Origin of the sequence: Streptomyces sp. NPDC003023, from assembly GCF_042888225.1 — a bacterium.
GTDB lineage: Bacteria > Actinomycetota > Actinomycetes > Streptomycetales > Streptomycetaceae > Streptomyces.
Map to the genome: position 1 here is coordinate 551271 of NZ_JBIAPL010000002.1, position 23391 is coordinate 574661.

The following is a 23391-nucleotide window of genomic DNA, read 5'->3' on the forward strand; positions in this document are numbered from 1 at the left end:
CGCACCGGACCGGGGCACGACCCGGCCGGGCAGCGCACCGCGCCCCGCGCGCGCCGCTGTGCGCTGACAGCGCAACCACCACCCCGTGTGCACACGCGGGCCCATCAGGCAGCATGGGCCCATGTCCGTACTGACGCGCGACGAAGCGCAGACCCGAGCCCGGCAACTCGACGTACACCGGTACACGATCGACCTCGATCTCACCACCGGCGACGAGCACTTCGACTCCCGGACCGTCATCCACTTCACCGCGAAGGCGGCCGGTGACACCTTCGTCGAGATCAAGCCCGCCGAACTGCGCTCCATCACGCTCGACGGACAACCCCTCGACCCCGCCTGCCTCACCGACAACCGGATCACCCTCACCGGCCTCACCGCCGGCGAGCACGAACTGCGCACCGACGCCCGCATGCGGTACTCCCGCACCGGCGAGGGCATGCACCGCTTCACCGACCCCAGCGACGGCGAGATCTACGTCTACACCCAGCTGTTCATGAACGACGTCCAGCGCGTCTTCGCCGCCTTCGACCAGCCCGACCTGAAAGCCGTCTTCGAGCTCACCGTCACCGCACCCGAGAACTGGACCGTCCTCGGCAACGGCATCGCCACCCACCACGGCCAGGGCCGCTGGACATGCGCCCCCACCCCACTGCTCTCCACCTACCTCGTCGCCGTCGCCGCCGGCCCCTGGCACTCCGTGCGCACCGAACACGCCGGACTGCCCTTCGGCCTCCACTGCCGCCGCTCCCTCGCCCCCTACCTCGACACCGACGCCGAAGAACTCCTCGACATCACCCGGCAGTGCTACGACCGCTACCACGAGAAGTTCGAGGAGCCCTACCCCTTCGACTCCTACGACCAGGCATTCGTCCCCGAGTTCAACGCCGGGGCCATGGAGAACCCGGGCCTCGTCACCTTCCGCGACGACTTCGTCTACCGGTCCGCCGTCACCGACACCCAGCGCCAGACCCGTGCCATGGTCATCGCACACGAAATGGCCCACATGTGGTTCGGTGACCTCGTCACCCTCGCATGGTGGGACGACATCTGGCTGAACGAGTCGTTCGCCGAATACATGGGCTACCAGACCCTCACAGAGGCCACCCGCTACACCGACACCTGGACCGACTTCGCGATCACCCGCAAGTCCTGGGGCTACGACGCCGACCAGCGGCCCTCCACCCACCCCGTCGCCCCCGACCCGGAAGCCGTCCCCGACACCGCCTCCGCGCTGCTCAACTTCGACGGCATCTCCTACGCCAAGGGCGCCTCCGCCCTGCGCCAGCTCGTCACCTGGCTGGGGGAGAAGGACTTCCTCGCCGGCATCAACACCCACTTCGCCAGGCACAAGTTCGCCAACGCCACCCTCGCCGACTTCATCGACTCCCTCGCCGCCACCACCGACCGCGACGTGCACGCCTGGGCCCGGTCATGGCTGCGCACCACCGGCGTCGACATCCTCACGCCCACCGTCTCCGACACGGCAGGCGGCTGGACACTGACCGTCGACCACGACGGCAGCCGCCCGCACCGCATCGCCGTCGGCGCGTACGACCTCGACCCCGTCGACCCCGGCACCCTCGTGCTCCGCGACCGCTTCGAGACCGACGTACCCGAAGAAACCGGGACGAAGAGCACCCACCCGGGGCGCCGGCCGGCCCTTCTCGTCCTCAACGACGGCGACACCACCTACGCCAAGGTCCGGCTCGACCCCACCTCCTGGGCCACCGTCCTCGACTCCCTGTCCGGCATCCCCGACGCCCTCACCCGCGCCGTCGTGTGGAACACCGCCCGCGACATGGTCCGAGACGGCCAACTCGCGCCCCTCGCCTACCTCGAGGCCGCCCGTGACCATCTGCCGCGCGAGAACGACCTCGCCGTCGTCCAAGGCGTCCTCGCCTTCGCCGCCGGCCAGATCGCCGACTGCTACCTGCCCGCCGACCACCGCCCCGGCGCGCTCGCCGGCCTGACCCGCATCAGCCGCGACCTGCTGCGCCGCACCGAGGACGGCAGCGACCCCGGCCTGCGCCTGACCGCCGTACGCCACTACATCGACGCCGCCACCCAACCCGAGCCGATCCAGGAATGGCTCACCGAGGGCAGCGTGCCCGGCGGCCCCGAACTCGACCCCGAACTGCGATGGCGCATCCTCCAGCGCCTCGCCGTCCTCGGCGCGACCGACGACGCGACGATCGCATCGGAACTCGAACGCGACCCGAGCGCCACCGGCCAGGAAGGCGCGGCCCGCTGCCGCGCGGCCCTCCCCACACCCGAGGCCAAGGCAGCGGCCTGGGCCCGCCTCTTCACCGGCGACGACCTGTCCAACTATCTGTTCGCGGCAACCGCGCAGGGCTTCTGGCAACCCGAACAGGCCGACCTGGTACGCGAGTACGTGCCGCGCTTCTACCCCGACGCGGTCGCTCTCGCCGCACGCCGCGGTCCCGCCATCGCCGACGCATGCGGCCGCTACGCCTTCCCCGCGCACGCCGTCGACCCGGAAGCACTCCGTGCCGGCGAGGCCTGTCTCGCCGAACAGGACATGCTCCCCGCACTGCGCCGCAAACTGGCCGACCAGGTCGACGACCTCCGCAGGGCGCTACGGGTCCGAGGCTCCTGACCGCTCCGAACCCCTGCTCCGAACCCCTGCTCCTGGCCCTGCTCCTGGCCCTGCTCCTGGCCCTGATTCTGTCCCGACCTCTGCCTCTGTCGCCTCCCGGAACCGGGCGGCGACAGAGGCAGAGGCGTAGGCAGAGGCGTACGGCCCCTCACAGCGAAGCCTTGGCCGCCCATACCAGCCACCACCACCCCGCCCACCCCTCCCACGAAGCAATACCCCTTTCGGGTCCCGATCGTTGAGATCTGCGGGCGCCCCACCGGGCCCCTCGCCACCTTTGAGTGGCACCCCCGCACCTCGCCGAAGGACCCGACTCATGCCGCCGCACACCCCGCCCCTCGCGGGAGGAACCGCCGGACCCGACGCCCTCCGCCCCCTCCTGGACGTCGTCCTCGACGCACTCGGAAAAGGAGCGCACAGCCGCGGCGGACCCATACCGGCCGGAGGGCCAGAAACCGTCGCCACACACCTGCGGCACGCCGCCGGCGACGTACTGCCCCGACACGGCGAAGGCGCCGCCCCCGCCCTGCGCACCCTCGTCCACGCCGTCGCCCACGGCGCCGCCGACCCCGCCGACCCCCTGTGCGCGGCCCACCTCCACACCCCGCCGCTCGCACTCGCCGTCGCCGCCGACCTCGCCGCCGGCGCGCTCAACCCGTCCATGGACTCCTGGGACCAGGCGCCCGCCGCCTCCGAACTGGAAACCCTGGTCACCCGCGCACTCGCCGCCGAGGTCTACCCCCACGCCACAGCCCCCGACGCCCTCGTCACCACCGGCGGCACCGAGTCCAACCAACTCGCACTCCTCCTCGCCAGAGAACGCCACGGACCGATCCGGACCGTCTGCGGCGACACCGCCCACCACTCCGTACGCCGCGCCGCCTGGCTCCTCGGCCTGCCCGAACCGGTCACCGCCCCCGTCCACGACCCGGCCGCCCTCGACGAAGCCCTCGCCGCCCACCACGGCCACCAGCTCCTCGTCGTGGCCACCGCAGGAACCACCGACACCGGCCGGATCGACCCGCTCCCCGCGATCGCCGACATCGCCGACCGCCACCACGCCGAACTCCACATCGACGCCTCCTACGGCGGCCCGCTCCTCTTCAGCGACGAACGCCGCCACCTGCTCACCGGCCTCGACCGCGCCCACTCCGTGACGCTCGACCTGCACAAGCTGGGCTGGCAGCCCGTCGCCGCCGGACTCCTCGCCGTACCCACCACCACCCGCCTCGCGCCCCTCGCCCACACCGCCGACTACCTCAACGCGGAAGACGACACCGACGCCGGGTTCCCCGACCTCCTCGGCCGCTCACTCCGCACCACCCGCCGACCCGACATCCTCAAGATCGCCGTCACCCTCCGAGCGCTCGGCCGCACCGGCCTCGCCGACCTCGTCGACCGCACCTGCGCCGCCGCACAGGACCTCGCCGACCTCGTCGACAAACACCCCCGACTCGAACTCCACGAACGACCCACCCTCTCCACCGTCCTGTTCAGGCCCACCGACGCCACCGACGAAGAGACCGCCGCAATCCGGCGCACCCTCCTCGTCCAGGGCCGCGCCGTCCTCGGCCGCGCCCACGCCGACGGCCGGCTCTGGCTCAAAGCGACCCTGCTCAACCCCCACATCACCCAGGACACCCTCGAAGCCCTGACCCGACTCGTGGAAGGCAGCACACCCCGATGACCGGCACGTCCCCCGACCGGCAACCCGACCGGCACCCCGACCAGCACCCCGACCGTCCCGACCGGCCCCACGACCTCGTGGGCATCGGCATCGGCCCGTTCAACCTGTCCCTCGCCGCCCTCGCCCACGGCGTCCCCGGCGGACTGGCCACCACCTTCTTCGAGCAGCGCCCCGCATTCCGGTGGCACCCCGGCCTCCTCATCGAAGGCGCCACCCTCCAGGTCCCCTTCCTCGCCGACCTCGTCACCCTCGCCGACCCCGCAAGCCCCTGGACCTTCCTCAACCACCTCCGCGCCCGCGACCGGCTCTACCCCTTCTACTTCGCGGAGCGCTTCCACATCCAACGCGCCGAATACGACGCCTACTGCCGCTGGGTCGCCGACAACCTCCCCGGACTCAACTTCGGCCACCAGGTCGACACCGTCCGCTGGAACGCCGAACGCGACCTGTTCGAAGTCGACTACACCCAACTCGACACCGACGGCGAAGCAGAAGCCCTCGGCCGCGCCTACACCCGCAACATCGCACTCGGCGTCGGCACCGAGCCCCACGTCCCGGAACCGCTCCGCCCCCTCGCCGACGCACCCGCCGTGCCCGTCATCCACTCGGCCGACTACCTCGACCACCGCGAACGGCTCCTCACCGCCGAACACATCACCGTCATCGGCTCAGGACAGTCGGGCGCCGAGATCTTCCTCGACCTGCTCCGCGCCCGCCCCGCCGGAGCGGAGAAACTCCACTGGCTGGCCCGCACCGAAGCCTTCGCCCCCATGGAGTACTCCAAGCTCGGCCTCGAACACTTCACCCCCGACTACACCCGCTACTTCCACGCCCTGCCCGAACAGGTCCGCGGCGACCTCGTCCCCCGTCAGTGGCAACTCCACAAAGGCATCGACGCCGACACCATCACCGCCATCCACGACGAGCTCTACCGCCGCAGCATGAACGGCGGCTGGCCCGACACCGTCCTCACACCCGGCGTCACCGTGCGCACCGCGGGCCGCGTCGCCACCACCAAGGTCGAACTCCACCTCGAGCACGTCCAGCAGGGCACCCGCGCCCGGCTCACCACCGACGCCGTCGTCCTCGCCACCGGCTACCGCGAACGCCCCCTCGCCCCGCTGCTCACCGGCCTCGACCCCTACATGCGCCGCGACAGCGCCGGACGCCCCCTCGTCGACGAGGAGTTCCGCCTGAAACTCGACCCCGCCGTCACCGGATCCGTGTACGTGCAGAACGCCGAACGGCACACACACGGCGTCGGCGCCCCCGACCTCGGGCTCGCCGCCTGGCGCAGCGCGTGCATCCTCAACTCGCTCACCGGCAAGGAGCCCTACCCGCTGCCGCGCCGCACCGCCTTCACCAGCTTCGGCCTCGAACGGCGCGAGGCGCCCGGCATTCCCGGCCAGGCGCCCCCACTCGTCCCTCTGCAGTGCTGACCGGCGAACCGCCGCCCCGACGACGGACCGACGGACCGACGGACCGCCGCCCCCACCGGACCGCCACCCCGCCGACCGCTGATGTGCCGACCGGCGCTCCGCCGACCCGACGGCCTAGAACACCGGCACACCGTCCCGCGTCAGCCTCCAGCCGACCGACGCGAACCGAGCCGGATCCACGGTGCCCCGCGCCTGCACCCAGGCGATGATCGTGTTCCGGATCTCCTCCGAGTTCGCCCACAACTGCCGGGCCCCGGCCACATGCGGGAAGTTGCCGCCGCCACTCGCCCGGTAGTTGTTGACCGCCAGCACGAACCGCGCGGCAGGATCGACCGGAGCACCCTCGAACGACAGGTCCACGATCCGTGACCCCGCCGGCTTCGCGATGTCGATGTCGTACGTGAGCCCCGACACGGCGTCGTAGTTGTAGTCCGGCGTGCCACCCGCGTTCGTCAGCTTCGACGTGTCGACGGGACCCCCGCCCGGCGTCTGCACGTAGTAGCGGGCCGAGAACTCCAGATAGTCCCGCAGCTGCGCACCCGTCATCAGACGGGCCTCGAGAGTGTTCTCGAACGGGTAGAGCCCCGCCGCGTCCCTGATCGTCACCTCACCGGCCGGGATCGCCGCCGAACGGGAGAAGCACGACGCCTGCGACAGCACCGGCAGCCCCGCGTACTCGCCGCCCGCCAGCGCGGCCCTCACCGTCTCGGCCTGCACCTCGTTGATCAGGTCGATGATCGGCTCGTCCTTCCACGGCGCGTCCGCCGTGGACATCGCGACGGTCGACGTGCCGATGACCTGATTGACGTACGCGACCACCTTCTCGTGCTCGTCGCCCAGCAGCCCCGTGATCCTCGGATCCTCGTCGACCGTGTTCGAGTTGAGGACCTTCGCTCCGACCTTCTCGACCGTCCAGCGTCCCTTCTCCCACACGAGATCGAAGTCGAACAGCGTCAGCCGCTGGCCCCACTTCAACGGCTCGGAGAGCACCACCCGCTGACCCGTCTCCCTGTTGGTGACGAAGTACTCGGGGATCTCCGTGTGCGCGTGCCCGACCAGGATCGCGTCGATACCCGGGACCTGCTCCGCGACCAGCCCGGCCGCGTTCTCGACGTAGGGGAGCTGGTCACCGTACGAGGACGTACCGCTCGACCCGGAGTGCGCAGAAACGATCACCACATCGGCGCCCATCGAACGCAGCCTCGGCACCCACTTCGCCGCCTGCTCCTCGAGCCCCGGGAAGACCATCTTCCCGCTCACGTTCTGCTTGTCCCAGATCGCGATACCCGGATTCGTCAGACCCAGGACCGCGACCCTCACATCACGTCCGTGCGGCGTGCGCAACCGGTGCATGCTGTACGGCGCGAACGCCGGCCGCAGCGTCTTCGCGTCCAGCGCGTTCGCACCCAGCAGCGGGAAGTCGCACTGCTCCTCGAACTTGCGCAGCACCGGAATGCCGTAGTTGAACTCGTGGTTGCCGAGCGCCACCGCGTCGTACCCGATCGCGTTCATCGCCTGGGCCATCGGGTGCACCGGACCGTGCTCAGCCGTGATCGGGTCGACCTTGGCGTAGTAGTACGACAACTGGGTGCCCTGGATCGTGTCACCGGCGTCGATCAGAAGCGTGTTGCGCCGGCCCTTCTCCTCACGGACCTGGTTCACCAGGGTCGAGATCTTCGCCAGGCCCACATCGTTGTGCGCCTTGTCGTCGAACTCCTTGTCCGTGAAATAGTCCCAGTTGAAGACATTCCCGTGCAGATCGGTCGTTCCCAGAACGGTGAACGAGTACCGCTTCCCCGGACGGCCGTGACCGCGGCCCTCGCTGTGATCAGCGGCCACCGCGGGCGCGGCAGCGGCGCCCGCGACAGCGACACCCGCCCCGGCGGCGGCCGACCGCTCCAGGAACGTTCTACGGTTCAGCGGCATTTCGTCTCCCTCGATCAAGTGCACAACGCGCGTAGATTCTGGCTCAGAAGCCACTCCCGCAACACCCCTGCGGGGTTTCGATCCGGTGACCACCCGCTGTCGGACCCGGATGCGACAGTGGGACCCAGCCCACCCCACCAAGGAGCCGCACGTGACGACACCCCCACTCACCGCCCCCGCCCAGCCCTTCGCCACCCCCGAACAACCACGCGTCGCCGTACGAGGCGAAGCACGCATGGAATTCGACCCCGAGATCGCCCGGATCAGCATCGACATCAGCACCCGCGGCAAGGACCGCCGCACCGCACTCGAGGACCTCACCCGCCGCAACTCCGCCGCCCTCGACCTCATCAAGTCCTACGGCGACGCAGTCGAAAAACTCGAAACCGGCGCCTTCTCCGTAACCCCGCAACTCACCCAGCACGGCCGCACCGAACGCATCCACGCCTACCACGGCCGGGTCCGCATCACCGCCACCCTCAACGACTTCACCAGCCTCGGCGAACTCACCACCCGCCTCGCCGACCTCGAACTCACCCAGGTCACCGGCCCCTGGTGGTCCCTGCGTCCCACCTCACCCGCCCACGGCGAAACCCGCCGCCAAGCAGTACGGGAAGCCGTCCAACGCGCCCGCGAATACGCCGAAGCCATCGGCGGCCGGCTCTCCGCCCTCGTCGAACTCGCCGACATCGGAGCAGAAGCACCCCCGCCCCCCTACGGAATGCCGCCCGCACCCGGCGCCATGCGCGGCTTCGGCGGAGCCGCCGCGACGGAGACCGCCCCCGCCCTCGACCTCGAACCCCAAAGGCAGACGGTCTACGCCCAGGTCAACGCACGCTTCACCATGACCCCGCCCCAACTGTGAGAAAGGCGCTCCCCGTGCTCATCGGAGCGCTGCGGCGCACAATTCAACACTTGTCAATAACCCTTCATGCAAAGGTTGTTGGGTAGTCACGCACCCCCAATTCTCTACCGGTCGGTAAGCCGTAGGGTCGAAACATGCGCCGAGCGAAAATCGTCTGCACCCTGGGCCCCGCCACCGACACATACGACCAGATCAAGGCACTCGTCGAAGCCGGAATGGACATCGCCCGCTTCAACCTCAGCCACGGCACCTACGCCGACCACGAGGAGCGTTACCAGCACGTACGGAAGGCATCCGACGAAACCGGCCGCAGCGTCGGCGTCCTCGCCGACCTTCAAGGTCCGAAGATTCGCCTCGGCCGCTTCCGCGAAGGACCCGTACTCCTTGAACGCGGCGACACCTTCACCATCACCACCGAGGACACCGAAGGCGACCGCCACACCTGCGGAACCACCTACCAGGGACTGGCAGCCGACGTCACCCGGGGCGAGCGCATCCTCGTCGACGACGGCAAGGTCGCCCTCGAAGTCACCGCCATCGACGGCCCCCGCGTCCACACCACCGTCGTCGAAGGCGGCATGATCTCCGACCACAAGGGACTCAACCTCCCCGGCGTCGCGGTCTCCGTCCCCGCCCTCTCGGAAAAGGACATCGAAGACCTCCGCTGGGCCCTCGGCATCGGCGCCGACATCATCGCCCTCTCCTTCGTCCGAAGCGGCCGCGACATCGACGACGTCCACCGCGTCATGGACGAAGAGGGCCGGCGCCTCCCCGTCATCGCCAAGGTCGAGAAACCCCAAGCCGTCGACAACATCGACGACATCGTCGCCGCCTTCGACGGAATCATGGTCGCCCGCGGCGACCTCGGCGTCGAAATGCCCCTCGAACAGGTCCCCCTCGTCCAGAAGCGCGCCGTCAAACTCGCCAAGCGCAACGCCAAGCCGGTCATCGTCGCCACTCAGATGCTCGACTCGATGATCGACAACTCCCGCCCCACCCGAGCAGAGGCCTCCGACGTCGCCAACGCCGTCATCGACGGGACCGACGCGGTGATGCTCTCCGGCGAGACCAGCGTCGGAAAATACCCCGTCGAAACCGTCCGCACCATGGCCCGCATCGTCACCGCCGCGGAACAGGACGTCCTCGCCAAGGGCCTCCCGCCCCTGACCGAACGCAACAAGCCCCGCACCCAGGGCGGCGCGGTCGCCCGCGCCGCCGCCGAGATCGGCGACTTCCTCGGCGCCAAGTTCCTCGTCGCCTTCACCCAGTCCGGCGACACCGTCAAACGCCTCTCCCGCTACCGCTCCCCGATCCCGCTCCTCGCCTTCACTCCCGACCCTGCCACCCGCTCCCAGCTCAACCTCACCTGGGGCGTGGAAACCTTCCTCGGCCCGCACGTCGAGTCGACGGACGCCATGGTGGCCCAGGTCGACGAGGAACTGCTGCGCATCGGCCGCTGCGAGAAGGGCGACATCGTGGTCATCACGGCCGGCTCCCCGCCGGGCGTCCCCGGCTCCACCAACCTGGTCCACGTCCACCACATCGGCGAGAGCCTCAAGTAGCGGGGGGTATTCAGTACTTCGGCCCGACGTGCGCGTCCATGAGCGCCACGGACGCGCGCGGGGCGACGGAGACGTCGACTCCACCGCGTGGGCGCCTGATGGATTTCCACTCGACACCGACCAGGTCGAGTGCATCGGTGAACAGGCCGGTGATGTCGAGGGACACATTGGTGAAGAAGCAGCGGGGGTACTCGTATCGCTTTGTCACGCCGCTGACGAGCCGGGTGGTCCAATTCGTGATCCGGCAGCCGTCGGAGTGGATGAGCCCGCGGATGAATTCCCACGGGTGGGCCTCCACGATCTCCTGCTGCCACGGTTCAAGTGCGATCTTTCGCGCGTGCTTTCTCCCGGCGCCGTGCTGGGGGAACAGACAGGGCTGTAGGCCGCCGCGTTCTCCGGACGGCGGGGCACGTCTTCACAGCGGGGGCACGGGGCGGTCTCTCCGAGTGGTTCGAGCCGAGAGTGCCAGGCGCGTATCGCCACACGGGACACACCGGTTTCGCGGCTCACGGAGTTCAGGCTGCGCCCCTGGGCGACCAGTGTCAGCACGCGCTTTCGCGTTTCCAGGTCGTACACGCTGTCGACCACGGCGCGGGTGGAAACCGCGAGGCTTGGAACTGCGGCGTAATCACTCGATCACGTGAGGCGCGTAATGCGAACGATAACCTTGGAATCCAAGGAGAAGTGCCCCGGGTCGGACTCGAACCGACACTGTATGGGTTTTGAATCCATTGCCTGCTGCCAATTGGGCTACCGGGGCTTGCTGAATCGAAGGTTGTCCTTGATCGGCTGCGCACCACCTTACCGCAGCTGGGTAGGCTCTGGGTGAGCACCCCGCATTGGAACAAGGAGCCCCGTGACCGCCCCCGAGTCGCCCCAGCCCATGCCTGAAGACGACGACAAGTCCCATGTCCCGCCGATGACCACGCGTGTCGTCATCGCCGAGGACGAGGCCCTCATCAGGCTCGACCTCAAAGAGATGCTCGAGGAAGAGGGGTACGCCGTCGTCGGCGAGGCCGGTGACGGTCAGCGGGCGGTCGAGCTGGCGCGGGAGCACCGGCCGGACCTCGTGATCCTGGACGTGAAGATGCCCGTCCTCGACGGGATCTCCGCGGCGGAGAAGATCGCCGAGGAGTCCATCGCGCCGGTCCTGATGCTCACGGCGTTCTCCCAGCGCGATCTGGTCGAGCGCGCACGGGACGCGGGAGCCATGGCGTATCTGGTGAAGCCGTTCAGCAAGAGCGATGTCGTGCCGGCGATCGAGATGGCGGTGTCACGGTTCACGGAGCTGAAGGCGCTGGAGCAGGAGGTCGCTGATCTTTCGCAGCGGCTGGAGACGCGCAAGCTGGTGGACCGGGCCAAGAGCATCCTGCAGACGCAGTACGGGCTGACGGAGCCGGCGGCGTTCCGTTGGATCCAGAAGACGTCGATGGACCGGCGGCTGTCGATGCAGCAGGTCGCGGAGGCGGTCATCGAGGACGCCGAGGAGAAGAAGGCCGCGAAGGGGCAGTAGCGGCGAGTGGAATCGGGCAGGGCCTCCGGTCACATGGGTGACCCGGGGGCCCTGTGGTGTTCCTGGGGATGTTGTGAAGGAGCTTTTCGATTCCGCGGTGCCCGGGGCGGTTGCGCGCTACGGTGGCGCGTCCCGGCAGGAGGAGGCTGTCCGGTGAGACGACGGAGTCGTTCGGGATGTGTGGACCGGGTGGGCAAGGGGCATGTTCCGGCCAGTTCCAGTGGGTGATGCCGGCGGCAGATTCCCAGTTCACGGCCCTGTCGGCGGGCGTGGGGGAGCGGTCGCGAAGGTCGCGCAGGGGTATGTCGGGAAGTTCTGGATCACTGCTGAGATGTCCGGTCGCCGGTAAGGAGTGTTCTGTTTCCGGCGCATGACTCAGGTCACAGGGCGATCACACATCCCTCGGTCACCTATGCGTGTGCCCGAACGCGCGATTACATTCCCCGCACACCGCACCGATTGGCGGTGTCCTGCGGAGGTAAGTCAACTTCCTCCGCAGACAAGATCGTTCGGGCGGCTCCAAGGGGTTCGTAGTGCTGAACAAGAACATCGTCAGGCTTGCCGTACCGCTGGCAGTGGGCGCTCTTGCGCTCACGGGCTGCGCGAATGACTCCGGCAGCGGCGGCGACACGCTGAAAATTGCCTTCCAGGGCCCGCTTTCCGGTGACAACGTGGCGCTGGGCCAGAACATGGAGCGCGGCATCCAGCTCGCGATCGAGCAGGCCAACGCGAAGGGCGACCTGCCGGTCGAGCTCGAGTACGTCCCGGTCGACGACCAGGGTCTGCCCGAGAAGGCGACGGCGGCGGCGCAGAAGGCGATCGACGACCCGGATGTCGTCGCGCTGGTGGGCCCGGCGTTCTCCGGTCCCACGAACTCGGCGGCTCCGCTGCTGGGTGACGCGGGTCTGACGGCCATCTCTCCGTCGGCGACCAACCCGAGTCTGACCGAGCAGGGCTTCAAGACGTTCCTGCGTGGTGTGCCGAATGACAACGCGCAGGGCGCCGGCATGGCGGACTACTACGCGAAGAAGCTGAAGGCCAAGAAGGTCTACCTGGTCGACGACAAGTCGGACTACGGCGTGGGCCTGGCCAAGGTGGCCAACGAGAAGCTGGCGGCGGCCGGTATCGAGGTCGTCAAGGCGTCCGTCCCGGCGAAGACCCCGGACTACAGTGCCGCGGCGAAGGAGGTCGTGAACTCCAAGGCCGACGCGCTGATCTACGCGGGCTACTACCAGGACGCGGCTCCGTTCGCGAAGAAGCTGGCCGAGGCCGGTTACAAGGGTGCCGCGATCTCCGGTGACGGCACGAACGACATGAAGTTCGTCGAGCTGGCCGGTAAGGCGTCGGAGAACTGGTTCCTGACCTGCCCGTGCACGGACGCCACGGTCGAGGCGAGCACGAAGCAGTTCACCGCGGACTACAAGAAGAAGTTCAACGTCGACCCGGGTACGTACTCGGCCGAGGCGTACGACCTGACGAACTACGTCATCCAGGAGCTGAAGAAGCTGGGTGACAAGGCGGACCGTGCGAGCGTCTATGACGCGCTGGCGAAGGGTTCGTACAAGGGTCTGACGAAGGAGTTCTCCTTCGACGACAAGGGCGAGCTCAAGACCTCGAACATCTACCTGTACCAGGTCAAGAGCGGCAAGATCGAGTACCAGGGCTCCATCAACGAGCTGGCCGGCAGCTGATCTCCCGGTGCGGGCCGCGCCCAGTCTCCGTAGGGCGCGGTCCGACGCCGTTCTCGCGCACATGGCGCGGGCCCCAGTCGTGTGCCGATCGCACCTCAGGTCCGCCCGCTCAGCTCCCACAAGGAAGTACGTTCGATGTCCCTTGTTGAATTCTGGGACTATCTGGTCCTAGGGGTGGTGCTCGGCTCCATCTATGCCGTCATCGCCATCGGTTACACCCTCGTCTACGGCGTCCTCCAGCTGATCAACTTCGCGCACAGCGAGGTGTTCATGCTGGGTGCCTACGGCGGTCTCATCGCTCTCACCGTTGTGGCGCCGGGGGATGCTCCCTCGGGTCTCGCCTCGGTCGGATATGTGCTGCTCGGCCTCGGTGCCGGCGCGGCCTTCGGTGCTCTCACCGCGTACGGCCTGGAGAAGGTGGCCTATCGGCCGCTGCGCCGTAGAGGTGCCCCACGGCTCATCTTCCTGATCACCGCGATCGGTGCCTCTTTCTTCCTGTACAACCTCGCCGGCAAGCTCTTCGGCCGTGATCCGCTGCCGATGCCCGCGGCGTACGAGAACAAGAAGGTTCTCTCGGTCTTCGGCGCCGATCTGAATGTGACGCAGCTGCTGCTGCTCGCGTCGGCCGTGGTCATGATGGTCGGTCTCGACATGGTGGTGAACCGCACCAAGCTCGGTTCGGGTATCCGCGCGGTGTCGCAGGATGCCGAGGTCGCCGGCCTGATGGGCGTGGACATCGACAAGGTCGTCTCGCGTACGTTCGTCATCGGTGGTCTGCTCGGCGGTGCCGCGGGCTTCCTGTACGGCACGTTCACGCAGGTCAAGTTCGACATGGGCTTCATTCCGGGGATCACGGCGTTCGCCGCGGCGGTCGTCGGCGGCATCGGCAACATACGTGGAGCCATGCTCGGCGGTCTGATGCTCGGCATCGTGGAGACCCTGACGGTGCCGATGTTCGGTGGCGAGTGGCGTCACGTCGGCGCGTTCGTCGTGCTGATCGCGGTGCTCATGTTCCGGCCGACCGGCATCCTCGGTGAGCGTGTGGGGAGGACGGCATGAGCACGAGTACTTCTGTGAAGTCGCCGTCCGCGGCGGCGAAGCTGCGCCGGACCGCGTGGTACCAGCAGCCGCGTTTCCAGCGGCTGGGCGCCTTGCTGGCGTTGGGACTGGTCGTCACGCTGATGGTGGGCGAGCAGGGCAACACCCGTGATCTGTTCTACTCCGTGAGGACCAGCTTCACCGGGGTGAACCTCTGGATCTGCCTCGCTCTGGCCGTGGTCATCTGGCTTGTGCGGGAGTTCGGCTCCCAGCATGTGTCGAAGGCGGCCGGGGGCGCCAGGTCGGTGACGCAGTGGGCTCCGCTGCTCCAGGCGCGGGACGCGGTGCGTACCCAGCCGAAGGTCAAGTGGGCGCTGATGATCGCGCTGCTGCTGGTTGTGCTGTTCGTCCCGGGTCAGCTGACGGGTTACTGGCAGACGGTTCTGATCGACCAGATCGCCGTCTACGCGCTTCTGGCCATCGGTCTGAACGTGGTGATCGGCTGGGCCGGTCTGCTGGACCTGGGCTTCGTGGCCTTCTTCGCGGTCGGTGCGTACAGCGCGGCGTTCTGGACGGGCAGTCTTCCGGTGGAGCCGCCGATCGTCCTGAACAACTTCCTGATCATTCCGGTGGCCGTGATCACCTGTCTGATCGCGGGCGTGCTGCTCGGTGCGCCGACGCTGCGGCTGCGTGGCGACTATCTGGCGATCGTGACGCTGGGCTTCCACGAGATCGTGTATCTGGTGGCGAAGAACGCGGACGGGGTCACTGGTGGTCCCGCCGGTGCCCGGCAGGTGCCGAAGTTCGAGGCGTTCGGATACCAGTGGACGCTGGAGAAGATGCCGTACTGGTATCTGCTGGTCGCCATCATCGTCGTTCTGATCATCTTCTTCGCGCGGCTGGAGCACTCCAGGGTGGGCCGTGCGTGGACGGCGATCCGCGAGGACGAGGTGGCTGCCGCGGCGAACGGTGTCGACACGGTCCGTTTCAAGCTGATGGCGTTCGCGATCGGTGCCTCGACCTCGGGTGTGGCCGGTGTCTTCTACGCGAGCAAGGTCGGGTACTTCAACCCGGAGAACTTCATCATCCTGAACTCCATCCTGGTGCTGGCCTACGTCATCTTCGGTGGCATGGGTTCCATCCCGGGTGTGCTGCTGGGTGCGGCGATCCTGGTGTGGCTGCCGGAGGTGCTCCGCGACTATGTGGACCCGGCGGACCGCTACATGTATCTGGGTGCGCTGCTGGTGGTCATGATGATCTACCGGCCGCAGGGTGTGTGGCCATCGCGCAGACGTCAACGGGAGTTGAAACTCGCGCAGGAAGGCGTCGGTGATGCCGATGCGATGACGGAGCCGGCGGGAGGTGCGGTCCGATGACGACGGATGTGACAAAGGGCGAGGCCGCGGTGGCCGGCGGTTCCGGGGCGGATGCGGACAATGTCCTCTCGGCTTCCGGTGTGACGCTGCGGTTCGGCGGTCTGACCTCGTTGGACAGTGTCGAGCTGGGGATGCGCCGCGGTGAGGTGCTGGCCGTGATCGGCCCGAACGGTGCGGGTAAGACCTCGCTGTTCAACTCGCTGACGGGTGTGTACAAGCCGCAGGAGGGACGGATCACGTTCCATCCGAGGGACGGCGACGACAAGGAGCTGCTGGGCAGCAAGCCCCACATCGTCAACCGGTTGGGTCTGGCGCGTACGTTCCAGAACATCCGGCTGTTCGCGGCGCTGACGGCGCTGGAGAACGTGAAGATCGCGGCGGAGACCCGGCTGAAGGCCGGTCCGGTGTCGATCATGCTTGGTCTTCCGAATGCCCGGAAGGCGGAGCGGGAGAGCGACGAGCGGGCGCACCGGCTGCTGAAGTTCGTTGGCCTGGAGAGCAAGCTCAACGAGATCGCGGGCAGTCTGTCCTACGGTGACCAGCGCAGTCTGGAGATCGCGAGGGCGCTGGCGACCGATCCGCAGGTGCTGCTGCTCGACGAGCCGGCGGCGGGTACGAACCCGACGGAGAAGCTGGAGCTGGAGCAGCTGATCCGCCGCATCAACACGGAGCTGGGCGTCAGTGTGCTGCTGATCGAGCACGACATGCGTCTGGTGATGTCGGTGGCGGACCGGGTGATGGTCCTCAACTTCGGCAAGAAGATCGCCGAGGGGACGCCGAGCGAGGTGCAGCAGCACCCGGCGGTCATCGAGGCGTACCTGGGCGTGTCGGCCACCGAGACGTCGGAGGCGTCGGAGGGGTCGGAGGTCTCGGAGGAGCCCGCGGAGCCGGCTGCGGCTGTGATCGCCGAGCAGAGCGGTCCGGTGGACGAGCCGGGTTCGGACGGTGAGTCCGGTTCGGACGCCGGGTCGGGTTCCGACGGTGAGTCCGGTTCGGACGCCGGGTCGGGTTCCGACGGTGAGTCCGGTTCGGACGAGGTGTCTTCGGACGAGGGGCCGTCTTCGGACGAGGCCGACTCGTCGGACGAGACGGCGCCGGGCGGTTCCGCGTCGGACGAGGAGAGCGGCAAGTGAGCACGACGACCGAACTCGAGAAGGGCGCCGGCGGTACCGGCGGCGCGCAGCAGACGCTCCTTGAACTCCGGGGTGTCCGGGTGTTCTACGGCGCCGTCGAGGCGATCAAGGGCATCGACCTGACCGTCCGCAAGGGTGAGATCGTCGCTCTGCTCGGCGGCAACGGAGCGGGCAAGACGACGACGCTGCGCACGATCTCCGGCATGCTTCAGCCGCGCCACGGCGAGGTGCTGCTGCACGACGAGCGCATCGACGGCATCAAGTCGCACGAGCTGGTGCGGTTCGGCATCAACCATGTGCCGGAGGGCCGCAGGGTCTTCGCGCGGATGACCGTGCGGGAGAACCTGGAGATGGGCGCCTACCGTTTCAAGTCGGCCGATGCGGCCGAGATGGATCGGGTGTTCACGCTCTTCCCGCGTCTGGCGGAGCGGCGGACCCAGCTCGCAGGCACTCTGTCGGGCGGTGAGCAGCAGATGCTGGCGATCGGCCGTGCCCTGATGGGCAAGCCGGAGCTGCTGCTGCTCGACGAGCCGTCGATGGGTCTGGCGCCGCTGATCGTGCAGCAGATCTTCGAGATCGTGGAGGAGATCAACAAGCAGGGCACGACGGTGCTGCTGGTGGAGCAGAACGCCACTCAGGCGCTGGCGCTGGCGAACCGCGGCTACGTCCTGGAGACCGGTGCGGTCGCGATGTCGGGTCCGTCGGCGGAGCTGCTGGCGGATTCCCGTATCCGGGAGGCGTACCTCGGTGAGGGCGCGGCCTGACGGTCGGTGAAGTCGGGCGGGGCCGGGAAGCGATGGCTTCCCGGCCCCGTGCCGTTTCCGCTCAGTCCCGGGGGACGTCGCGCAGCAGGCAGGTGAGCCGGGCGGTGCAGACGCGCTTGTCGTCCTCGTCGGTGATCACGATCTCGTACGTGGCGGTGGAGCGGCCGCGGTGGACGGGGGTGGCGACGCCGGTGACCTGGCCGGAGCGTACGCCGCGGTGGTGGGTGCAGTTCAGGTCGACGCCGACGGCGATCTTCGACGTGCCGCCGTGGAGCATCGAACCGACCGAGCCGAGGGTTTCCGCGAGCACCGCGGAGGCGCCGCCGTGCAGCAGGCCGTAGGGCTGGGTGTTGCCCTCGACGGGCATCGTTGCGACGACGCGGTCGGCGGAGGCCTCCGTGATCTGTACGCCCATCCGTTCGCCGAGGCTGCCGGCGGAGAACAGCGCGGGCAGGTCCACGCCGAGCGCTGCGTATTCGTCGATGACCTCTTGCGGGAACTTCACGGTGGTCTGCTCGCCCATGGGGCCGGCTCCGATCGTCGTACGGGGTGTCCCTAGTGCCTGAGCGAACGCTTAGGCGGTCGGTGATTGTTCCAGACGTACGATCACGGACTTGCTGGCGGGGGTGTTGCTGGTGTCCGCGGTGGAGTCCAGCGGGACCAGCACGTTGGTCTCCGGGTAGTACGCGGCGGCGCAGCCGCGGGCCGTGGGGTAGTGGACGACACGGAAGCCCGGGGCGCGGCGTTCGACGCCGTCCTTCCATTCGCCGACGAGGTCGGTGTAGGAGCCGTCGGCGAGTCCCAGTTCGCGGGCGTCCTCCGGGTTGACCAGGACGACCCTGCGACCGCCCTTGATGCCGCGGTAGCGGTCGTCGAGGCCGTAGATCGTGGTGTTGTACTGGTCGTGGGAGCGGAGCGTCTGCAGGAGCAGCCGGCCTTCGGGAATCTTCGGGTACTCGACGGGGGCGGCGGTGAAGTTGGCCTTGCCGGTGGTGGTGGGGAAGCTGCGTTCGTCGCGCGGGCCGTGGGGCAGGGTGAAGCCGCCGGGGCGGGCGATCTTCGCGTTGAAGTCTTCGAAGCCGGGCACGACGCGCGCGATGCGGTCGCGGATGGTGGCGTAGTCCTTCTCGAACTCCTCCCAGGGCGTGGCGGAGCCGGGGCCGAGCACGGCGCGGGCCAGGCGGGCGACGATGGCGGGTTCGGAGAGCAGATGGGGGCTCGCGGGCGGGAGGTTGCCGCGGGAGGCGTGGACCATGCCCATGGAGTCCTCGACGGTGACCACCTGACGGCCGCCGGCCTGGACGTCCTTGTCGGTGCGGCCCAGGGTGGGCAGGATGAGCGCGCGCCGGCCGGTGACGGCGTGCGAGCGGTTCAGCTTGGTGGACACGTGAACGGTCAGCCGGGCGCGGCGCATGGCGGCCTCGGTGACCGCGGTGTCGGGGCTCGCGGAGACGAAGTTGCCGCCCATGGCGAAGAACACCTTCGCCTTCCCGTCGCGCAGCGCCTCGATGGACCGGACGACGTCCAGACCGTGGTGGCGGGGCGGGGCGAAGCCGAACTCCTTCTCGAGGGCGTCGAGGAAGGCGGGGGCGGGCCGCTCGAAGATGCCCATGGTGCGGTCGCCCTGCACGTTGGAGTGGCCGCGTACGGGGCAGACACCGGAGCCGGGGCGGCCGATGTCGCCGCGCAGCAGGAGGAAGTTGACGATCTCGCGGATGGTGGCGACGGAGTGCTTGTGCTGGGTGAGGCCCATCGCCCAGCAGACGATGGTCCGCCGGGAGGCCAGAACCATGCGCAGGGCCTCTTCGATCTCGCCGCGGCCGAGTCCGGTCGCGGCGAGTGTCGTGTCCCAGTCGGCGGCCCGTGCGGCTGCCGCGTACTCCTCGTGGCCGTGGGTGTGTTCGCGTACGAACTGTTCGTCGACCGCGCCTTCGGTCTCGAGGATCAGCTTGCCCAGGAGCCGGAACAGTGCCTGGTCGCCGCCGATGCGGATCTGCAGGAACAGGTCGTTCAGTGCGGTGCCCTTGAGCATGCCCCGCGGGGTCTGCGGGTTCTTGAACCGCTCCATGCCCGCTTCGGGCAGCGGATTCACCGAGATGATCCGGGCGCCTGCTTCCTTGGCCTTCTCCAGGGCGCTGAGCATCCGCGGGTGGTTGGTGCCCGGGTTCTGCCCGGCGACGATGATCAGATCGGCCTGGTGCAGGTCGTCCAGTGAGACGCTGCCCTTGCCGATGCCGATGGTCTCCGTGAGCGCCGAGCCGGAGGACTCGTGGCACATGTTGGAGCAGTCGGGGAGATTGTTGGTGCCGAATTCGCGGGCGAACAGCTGAAGCAGGAACGCGGCCTCGTTGCTGGTGCGCCCGGAGGTGTAGAACAGCGCCTCGTCGGGGGAGTCGAGGGCGGTCAGTTCCTCCGCGAGGATCGCGAAGGCCCGTTCCCAGCTCACCGGCTCGTACCGGTCGGCGCCTTCCGGCAGGTACATGGGTCGGCTGATCCGGCCCTGCTGGCCCAGCCAGTAGCCGCTGCGGTTCGCGAGGTCGGACAGCGGGTGCGCGGCGAAGAACTCGGGGGTGACCCGGCGCAGGGTGGCTTCCTCGGCGACGGCCTTCGCGCCGTTCTCGCAGAACTCGGCCACGTGGCGCTTGTCGCCCTCGGGCCAGGCGCAGCCGGGACAGTCGAAGCCGTCCTTCTGGTTGACCTTGAGCAGGGTGCGGGCCGTGCGGCCCACGCCCATCTGCTGTTGGGCGACGCGCAAGGTGTGGCCGATGGCGGGCAGGCCGGCCGCCGCGTGCTGCGGGGCTGCGACCTGCGGGGCGTCCTGGACGGGATCCCCTGCGGGCGGCTTGCTGGCCATCGTGCTCTCCCTTGAGCCGTGCCTGTGCGATACGTCTGGTGCTGTGTGTCCGATCCTGTCACGCCCCTGCGACAGGTGCGGCGGCGAGGTCGCGACGGTCGGGAATGTCGGTGGTGCATGGCAGGATCGGGGGCGTGGCTGAGACGGCATCGAAGAAGACGGCAGACAACCGACCGCGCCTGCTCCTCATGGACGGGCACTCCCTGGCATACCGGGCGTTCTTCGCGCTGCCCGCGGAGAATTTCACGACCGCGAGCGGCCAGACGACCAATGCCGTCTACGGCTTCGCGTCGATGCTGGCGAACACCCTGCGTGACGAGGCGCCCACGCATTTCGCCGTGGCGTTCGACGTGTCCCGCAAGACCTGGCGGTCGGCCGACTTCCCGGAGTACAAGGCGAACCGTTCCAAGACCCCTGACGAGTTCAAGGGCCAGGTCGAGCTGATCGGTGAGCTGCTCGACACGATGAACGCGCGGCGGTTCGCCGTCGAGGGGTTCGAGGCGGACGACATCATCGCCACGCTCGCCACGCAGGCGGAGGCCGCCGGTTTCGAGGTCCTGATCGTCACCGGTGACCGGGATTCGTTCCAGCTGGTCAGCGAGCACACCACCGTGCTGTATCCGACGAAGGGCGTCTCGGAGCTCACCCGCTTCACCCCGGCGAAGGTGGAGGAGAAGTACGGCCTCACCCCGCGGCAGTACCCGGACTTCGCCGCGCTGCGCGGCGACCCGTCCGACAACCTGCCGGGCATTCCGGGTGTCGGTGAGAAGACGGCGACGAAGTGGATCAACCAGTTCGGTTCGTTCGCGGAGCTCGTCGAGCGGGCGGAGGAGGTCAAGGGCAAGGTCGGTCAGGCGCTGCGCGACCACTTGGAGGCCGTCAAGCTCAACCGCCACCTCACCGAGCTGGTGCGGGACGTGGAGCTGCCCGGCGGTGTGGCGGATCTCGAGCGTGCGCCCTACGACAGGACGGCGCTCAAGGGCTTCCTGGAGGTTCTGGAGATCCGTAATCCGAGCCTGCGGGAGCGGCTGCTCGCGGTCGACCCCGGTGCGGCGGAGGAGGAGCCCCCGGCTCCCGACGCCGGTGTGGAGCTCGACGGCAGCGTGATCGGCCCGGGTGAGCTGGCGTACTGGCTGGACCAGCACGGGCAGCAGCCGCTCGGTGTGGCCACCGTCTCGGCGTGGGCGCTGGGTGTCGGCAGCGTCAGTGAGATCGCGCTGGCCGCGGCCGGGGGCAAGGCCGCCTGGTTCGACACGACCCAGCTCGACGAGTCCGACGAGTCGGCGTTCGCCGCCTGGGCCCGCGACCCGTCCCGGCCGAAGGTCCTGCACAACGCGAAGGACGCCCTGCGGGTGTTCCCCGAGCACGGGTGGGAGATCGCCGGCATCACGATGGACACCGCGCTCGCCGCCTATCTGGTCAAGCCGGGGCGCCGGTCGTTCGCGCTCGACGCACTGTCCGTGGAGTACCTGCACCGGGAGCTGGCTCCGGCCGCCGCGGACGGACAGCTGGCCTTCGGCGCCGACGAGCAGGCTGAGGCCGACGCCCTGATGGCGCAGGCCCGTGCGGTCCTCGATCTCGGAGAGGCGTTCGACGAGAAGCTGCGAGAGGTCGGCGCGGCCGAGCTGCTGCACGATGTGGAACTGCCCACCTCTTTGCTGCTGGCCCGTATGGAGCGTCACGGCATCGCGGCGGACCGGGCCCATCTCGAGGCGATGGAGCTGCAGTTCGCGGGCGCCGTGCAGCAGGCGGTGAAGGAGGCGCACGCGGCGGTGGGCCACGAGTTCAACCTCGGCTCGCCGAAGCAGCTCCAGGAGGTCTTCTTCGGTGAGCTGAACCTGCCCAAGACGAAGAAGACGAAGACCGGTTACACGACGGACGCGGACGCGCTCGCGTGGCTGGCGGCGCAGACCGAGCACGAACTGCCGGTCATCATGCTGCGCCACCGTGAGCAGGCCAGGCTGCGTTCGACGGTCGAGGGTCTGATCAAGACCATCGCGGCCGACGGCCGTATCCACACCACCTTCAGTCAGACGGTCGCCGCGACGGGACGTCTGTCGTCCACCGATCCGAACCTGCAGAACGTGCCGGTCAGGACCGACGAGGGCCGTGCGATCCGCCGCGGGTTCGTGGTCGGCGACGGTTTCGAGTCGCTGATGACCGCGGACTACAGCCAGATCGAGCTGAGGGTGATGGCCCACCTGTCCGAGGACGAGGGCCTCATCGAGGCGTTCACCTCCGGGGAGGACCTGCACACCACCGTCGCCTCCCAGGTGTTCTCCGTGGAGCGGTCGGCCGTGGACGCGGAGATGCGGCGCAAGATCAAGGCGATGTCGTACGGGTTGGCCTACGGGCTTTCCGCGTTCGGGCTCTCCCAGCAGCTGAGCATCGAGCCGGCGGAGGCGCGGGTCCTGATGGACACGTACTTCGAGCGGTTCGGCGGTGTCCGGGACTACCTGCGGCGGGTCGTCGACGAGGCACGCGCGACGGGCTACACGGCGACGATGCTCGGCCGGCGGCGTTATCTGCCCGATCTGAACAGCGACAACCGGCAGCGGCGGGAGGCCGCCGAGCGGATGGCGCTCAACGCGCCGATCCAGGGCACCGCGGCGGACATCGTGAAGGTCGCGATGCTGAACGTGGACCGGGCGCTGACGGACGCGAAGCTCTCGTCCCGGCTGCTGCTCCAGGTCCACGACGAAATCGTGCTGGAGGTCTCGCCCGGGGAGCGTGAGGAGGTCGAGGCCCTGGTGCGCCGTGAGATGGCGTCGGCGGTGACGCTCAGGGCACCGCTGGACGTGTCGGTCGGCGCGGGCGCCGACTGGGAGTCGGCGGCGCACTGACCCCGTCTGTGCCCCGGGGCCGCGCCGTGCCTCAGTGCCGCGCTGTGCCCCGGTGCCCCGCCGTACCCCCGGGGTCGCGCCGTGCC

General features: G+C 68.7%; 15 protein-coding genes, 1 tRNA gene and 1 pseudogene. 12 read left to right on the forward strand and 5 right to left on the reverse strand.

Going from position 1 to position 23391, the window contains the following annotated elements; all coding sequences use genetic code 11:
- Positions 1-121 precede the first annotated feature (121 nt).
- The 3 genes from pepN (at position 122) to ACFYV1_RS10740 (ending at position 5740) form a co-directional block, all read left to right on the forward strand.
- Positions 122-2617, forward strand: a complete 2496-nt coding sequence (gene pepN, locus ACFYV1_RS10730; RefSeq protein ID WP_389395073.1) for an aminopeptidase N — start codon at positions 122-124, stop codon at positions 2615-2617.
- 313 nt (positions 2618-2930) lie between these two features.
- The gene (locus ACFYV1_RS10735; protein WP_389395074.1) at positions 2931-4301 is read left to right on the forward strand and encodes a pyridoxal phosphate-dependent decarboxylase family protein; all 1371 of its coding nucleotides are present in this window, start codon (positions 2931-2933) and stop codon (positions 4299-4301) included.
- Positions 4298-5740, forward strand: a complete 1443-nt coding sequence (locus ACFYV1_RS10740; protein WP_389395075.1) for a lysine N(6)-hydroxylase/L-ornithine N(5)-oxygenase family protein — start codon at positions 4298-4300, stop codon at positions 5738-5740. The genes ACFYV1_RS10735 and ACFYV1_RS10740 overlap by 4 nt, the downstream gene beginning before the upstream one ends.
- Positions 5741-5854: 114 nt before the next feature.
- Here ACFYV1_RS10740 and ACFYV1_RS10745 read toward each other — a convergent pair whose 3' ends face one another.
- Entirely contained in the window at positions 5855-7666 is a 1812-nt protein-coding gene (locus ACFYV1_RS10745) for a bifunctional metallophosphatase/5'-nucleotidase (protein WP_389395076.1), read from the reverse strand.
- 109 nt (positions 7667-7775) lie between these two features.
- Between ACFYV1_RS10745 and ACFYV1_RS10750 the strand changes: the two genes are divergently transcribed.
- Together ACFYV1_RS10750 and pyk are read left to right on the forward strand one after the other, a co-directional pair.
- On the forward strand, positions 7776-8531 hold the full coding sequence (locus ACFYV1_RS10750; protein ID WP_389395286.1) for an SIMPL domain-containing protein: 756 nt from the start codon (positions 7776-7778) through the stop codon (positions 8529-8531).
- 134 nt (positions 8532-8665) lie between these two features.
- Positions 8666-10093 carry a pyruvate kinase gene (gene pyk / locus ACFYV1_RS10755; RefSeq protein WP_389395077.1) on the forward strand — a complete coding sequence of 476 codons (1428 nt, stop codon included), beginning with the start codon at positions 8666-8668 and terminating at the stop codon, positions 10091-10093.
- A gap of 10 nt (positions 10094-10103) precedes the next feature.
- Here the strand turns inward: pyk and ACFYV1_RS10760 are convergent.
- Positions 10104-10669, reverse strand: a pseudogene (locus ACFYV1_RS10760) (transcriptional regulator).
- A 109-nt stretch (positions 10670-10778) separates the two neighbouring features.
- A tRNA-Leu gene (locus ACFYV1_RS10765) sits at positions 10779-10853 on the reverse strand.
- A gap of 96 nt (positions 10854-10949) precedes the next feature.
- Here ACFYV1_RS10765 and ACFYV1_RS10770 point away from each other — a divergent pair.
- The 6 genes from ACFYV1_RS10770 (at position 10950) to ACFYV1_RS10795 (ending at position 17608) form a co-directional block, all read left to right on the forward strand.
- Positions 10950-11606 carry an ANTAR domain-containing response regulator gene (locus ACFYV1_RS10770; protein ID WP_389395078.1) on the forward strand — a complete coding sequence of 219 codons (657 nt, stop codon included), beginning with the start codon at positions 10950-10952 and terminating at the stop codon, positions 11604-11606.
- 533 nt (positions 11607-12139) lie between these two features.
- Complete coding sequence (locus tag ACFYV1_RS10775; RefSeq protein ID WP_389395079.1) at positions 12140-13297, forward strand: branched-chain amino acid ABC transporter substrate-binding protein; 1158 nt, start codon at positions 12140-12142, stop codon at positions 13295-13297.
- Positions 13298-13432: 135 nt separating this feature from the next.
- Positions 13433-14356 (forward strand): branched-chain amino acid ABC transporter permease, encoded by a 924-nt coding sequence (locus ACFYV1_RS10780; RefSeq protein WP_389395080.1) that lies wholly within the window; start codon positions 13433-13435, stop codon positions 14354-14356.
- Positions 14353-15711 carry a branched-chain amino acid ABC transporter permease gene (locus tag ACFYV1_RS10785; protein WP_389395081.1) on the forward strand — a complete coding sequence of 453 codons (1359 nt, stop codon included), beginning with the start codon at positions 14353-14355 and terminating at the stop codon, positions 15709-15711. Before ACFYV1_RS10780 ends, ACFYV1_RS10785 begins: the two co-directional genes overlap by 4 nt.
- Complete coding sequence (locus ACFYV1_RS10790; RefSeq protein ID WP_389395082.1) at positions 15708-16844, forward strand: ABC transporter ATP-binding protein; 1137 nt, start codon at positions 15708-15710, stop codon at positions 16842-16844. Before ACFYV1_RS10785 ends, ACFYV1_RS10790 begins: the two co-directional genes overlap by 4 nt.
- Positions 16841-17608 (forward strand): ABC transporter ATP-binding protein, encoded by a 768-nt coding sequence (locus ACFYV1_RS10795; RefSeq protein ID WP_389395083.1) that lies wholly within the window; start codon positions 16841-16843, stop codon positions 17606-17608. Before ACFYV1_RS10790 ends, ACFYV1_RS10795 begins: the two co-directional genes overlap by 4 nt.
- 61 nt (positions 17609-17669) lie before the next feature.
- On the opposite strand, the gene ACFYV1_RS10800 is transcribed toward ACFYV1_RS10795, so the two are convergent.
- On the reverse strand, positions 17670-18131 hold the full coding sequence (locus ACFYV1_RS10800; RefSeq protein WP_389395084.1) for a PaaI family thioesterase: 462 nt from the start codon (positions 18129-18131) through the stop codon (positions 17670-17672).
- Between the two features lie 51 nt (positions 18132-18182).
- Positions 18183-20462, reverse strand: coding sequence for an FdhF/YdeP family oxidoreductase (locus ACFYV1_RS10805; RefSeq protein ID WP_389395085.1), 2280 nt, complete (start codon positions 20460-20462; stop codon positions 18183-18185).
- 134 nt (positions 20463-20596) lie between these two features.
- Between ACFYV1_RS10805 and polA the strand changes: the two genes are divergently transcribed.
- Positions 20597-23305 (forward strand): DNA polymerase I, encoded by a 2709-nt coding sequence (gene polA, locus ACFYV1_RS10810; protein ID WP_389395086.1) that lies wholly within the window; start codon positions 20597-20599, stop codon positions 23303-23305.
- Positions 23306-23391 lie beyond the last annotated feature (86 nt).

What these genes read in the sequence shown, in the direction of transcription:
- pyk (WP_389395077.1), top strand. Translation starts at nt 8,666, where the DNA reads ATGCGCCGAGCGAAAATCGTCTGCACCCTGGGCCCCGCCACCGACACA.
- ACFYV1_RS10785 (WP_389395081.1), top strand. Translation starts at nt 14,353, where the DNA reads ATGAGCACGAGTACTTCTGTGAAGTCGCCGTCCGCGGCGGCGAAGCTG.
- ACFYV1_RS10750 (WP_389395286.1), top strand. Translation starts at nt 7,776, where the DNA reads ATGCGACAGTGGGACCCAGCCCACCCCACCAAGGAGCCGCACGTGACG.
- ACFYV1_RS10790 (WP_389395082.1), top strand. Translation starts at nt 15,708, where the DNA reads ATGACGACGGATGTGACAAAGGGCGAGGCCGCGGTGGCCGGCGGTTCC.
- ACFYV1_RS10800 (WP_389395084.1), bottom strand. Translation starts at nt 18,131, where the DNA reads ATGGGCGAGCAGACCACCGTGAAGTTCCCGCAAGAGGTCATCGACGAA.
- ACFYV1_RS10740 (WP_389395075.1), top strand. Translation starts at nt 4,298, where the DNA reads ATGACCGGCACGTCCCCCGACCGGCAACCCGACCGGCACCCCGACCAG.
- ACFYV1_RS10780 (WP_389395080.1), top strand. Translation starts at nt 13,433, where the DNA reads ATGTCCCTTGTTGAATTCTGGGACTATCTGGTCCTAGGGGTGGTGCTC.
- pepN (WP_389395073.1), top strand. Translation starts at nt 122, where the DNA reads ATGTCCGTACTGACGCGCGACGAAGCGCAGACCCGAGCCCGGCAACTC.
- ACFYV1_RS10805 (WP_389395085.1), bottom strand. Translation starts at nt 20,462, where the DNA reads ATGGCCAGCAAGCCGCCCGCAGGGGATCCCGTCCAGGACGCCCCGCAG.
- ACFYV1_RS10735 (WP_389395074.1), top strand. Translation starts at nt 2,931, where the DNA reads ATGCCGCCGCACACCCCGCCCCTCGCGGGAGGAACCGCCGGACCCGAC.
- ACFYV1_RS10745 (WP_389395076.1), bottom strand. Translation starts at nt 7,666, where the DNA reads ATGCCGCTGAACCGTAGAACGTTCCTGGAGCGGTCGGCCGCCGCCGGG.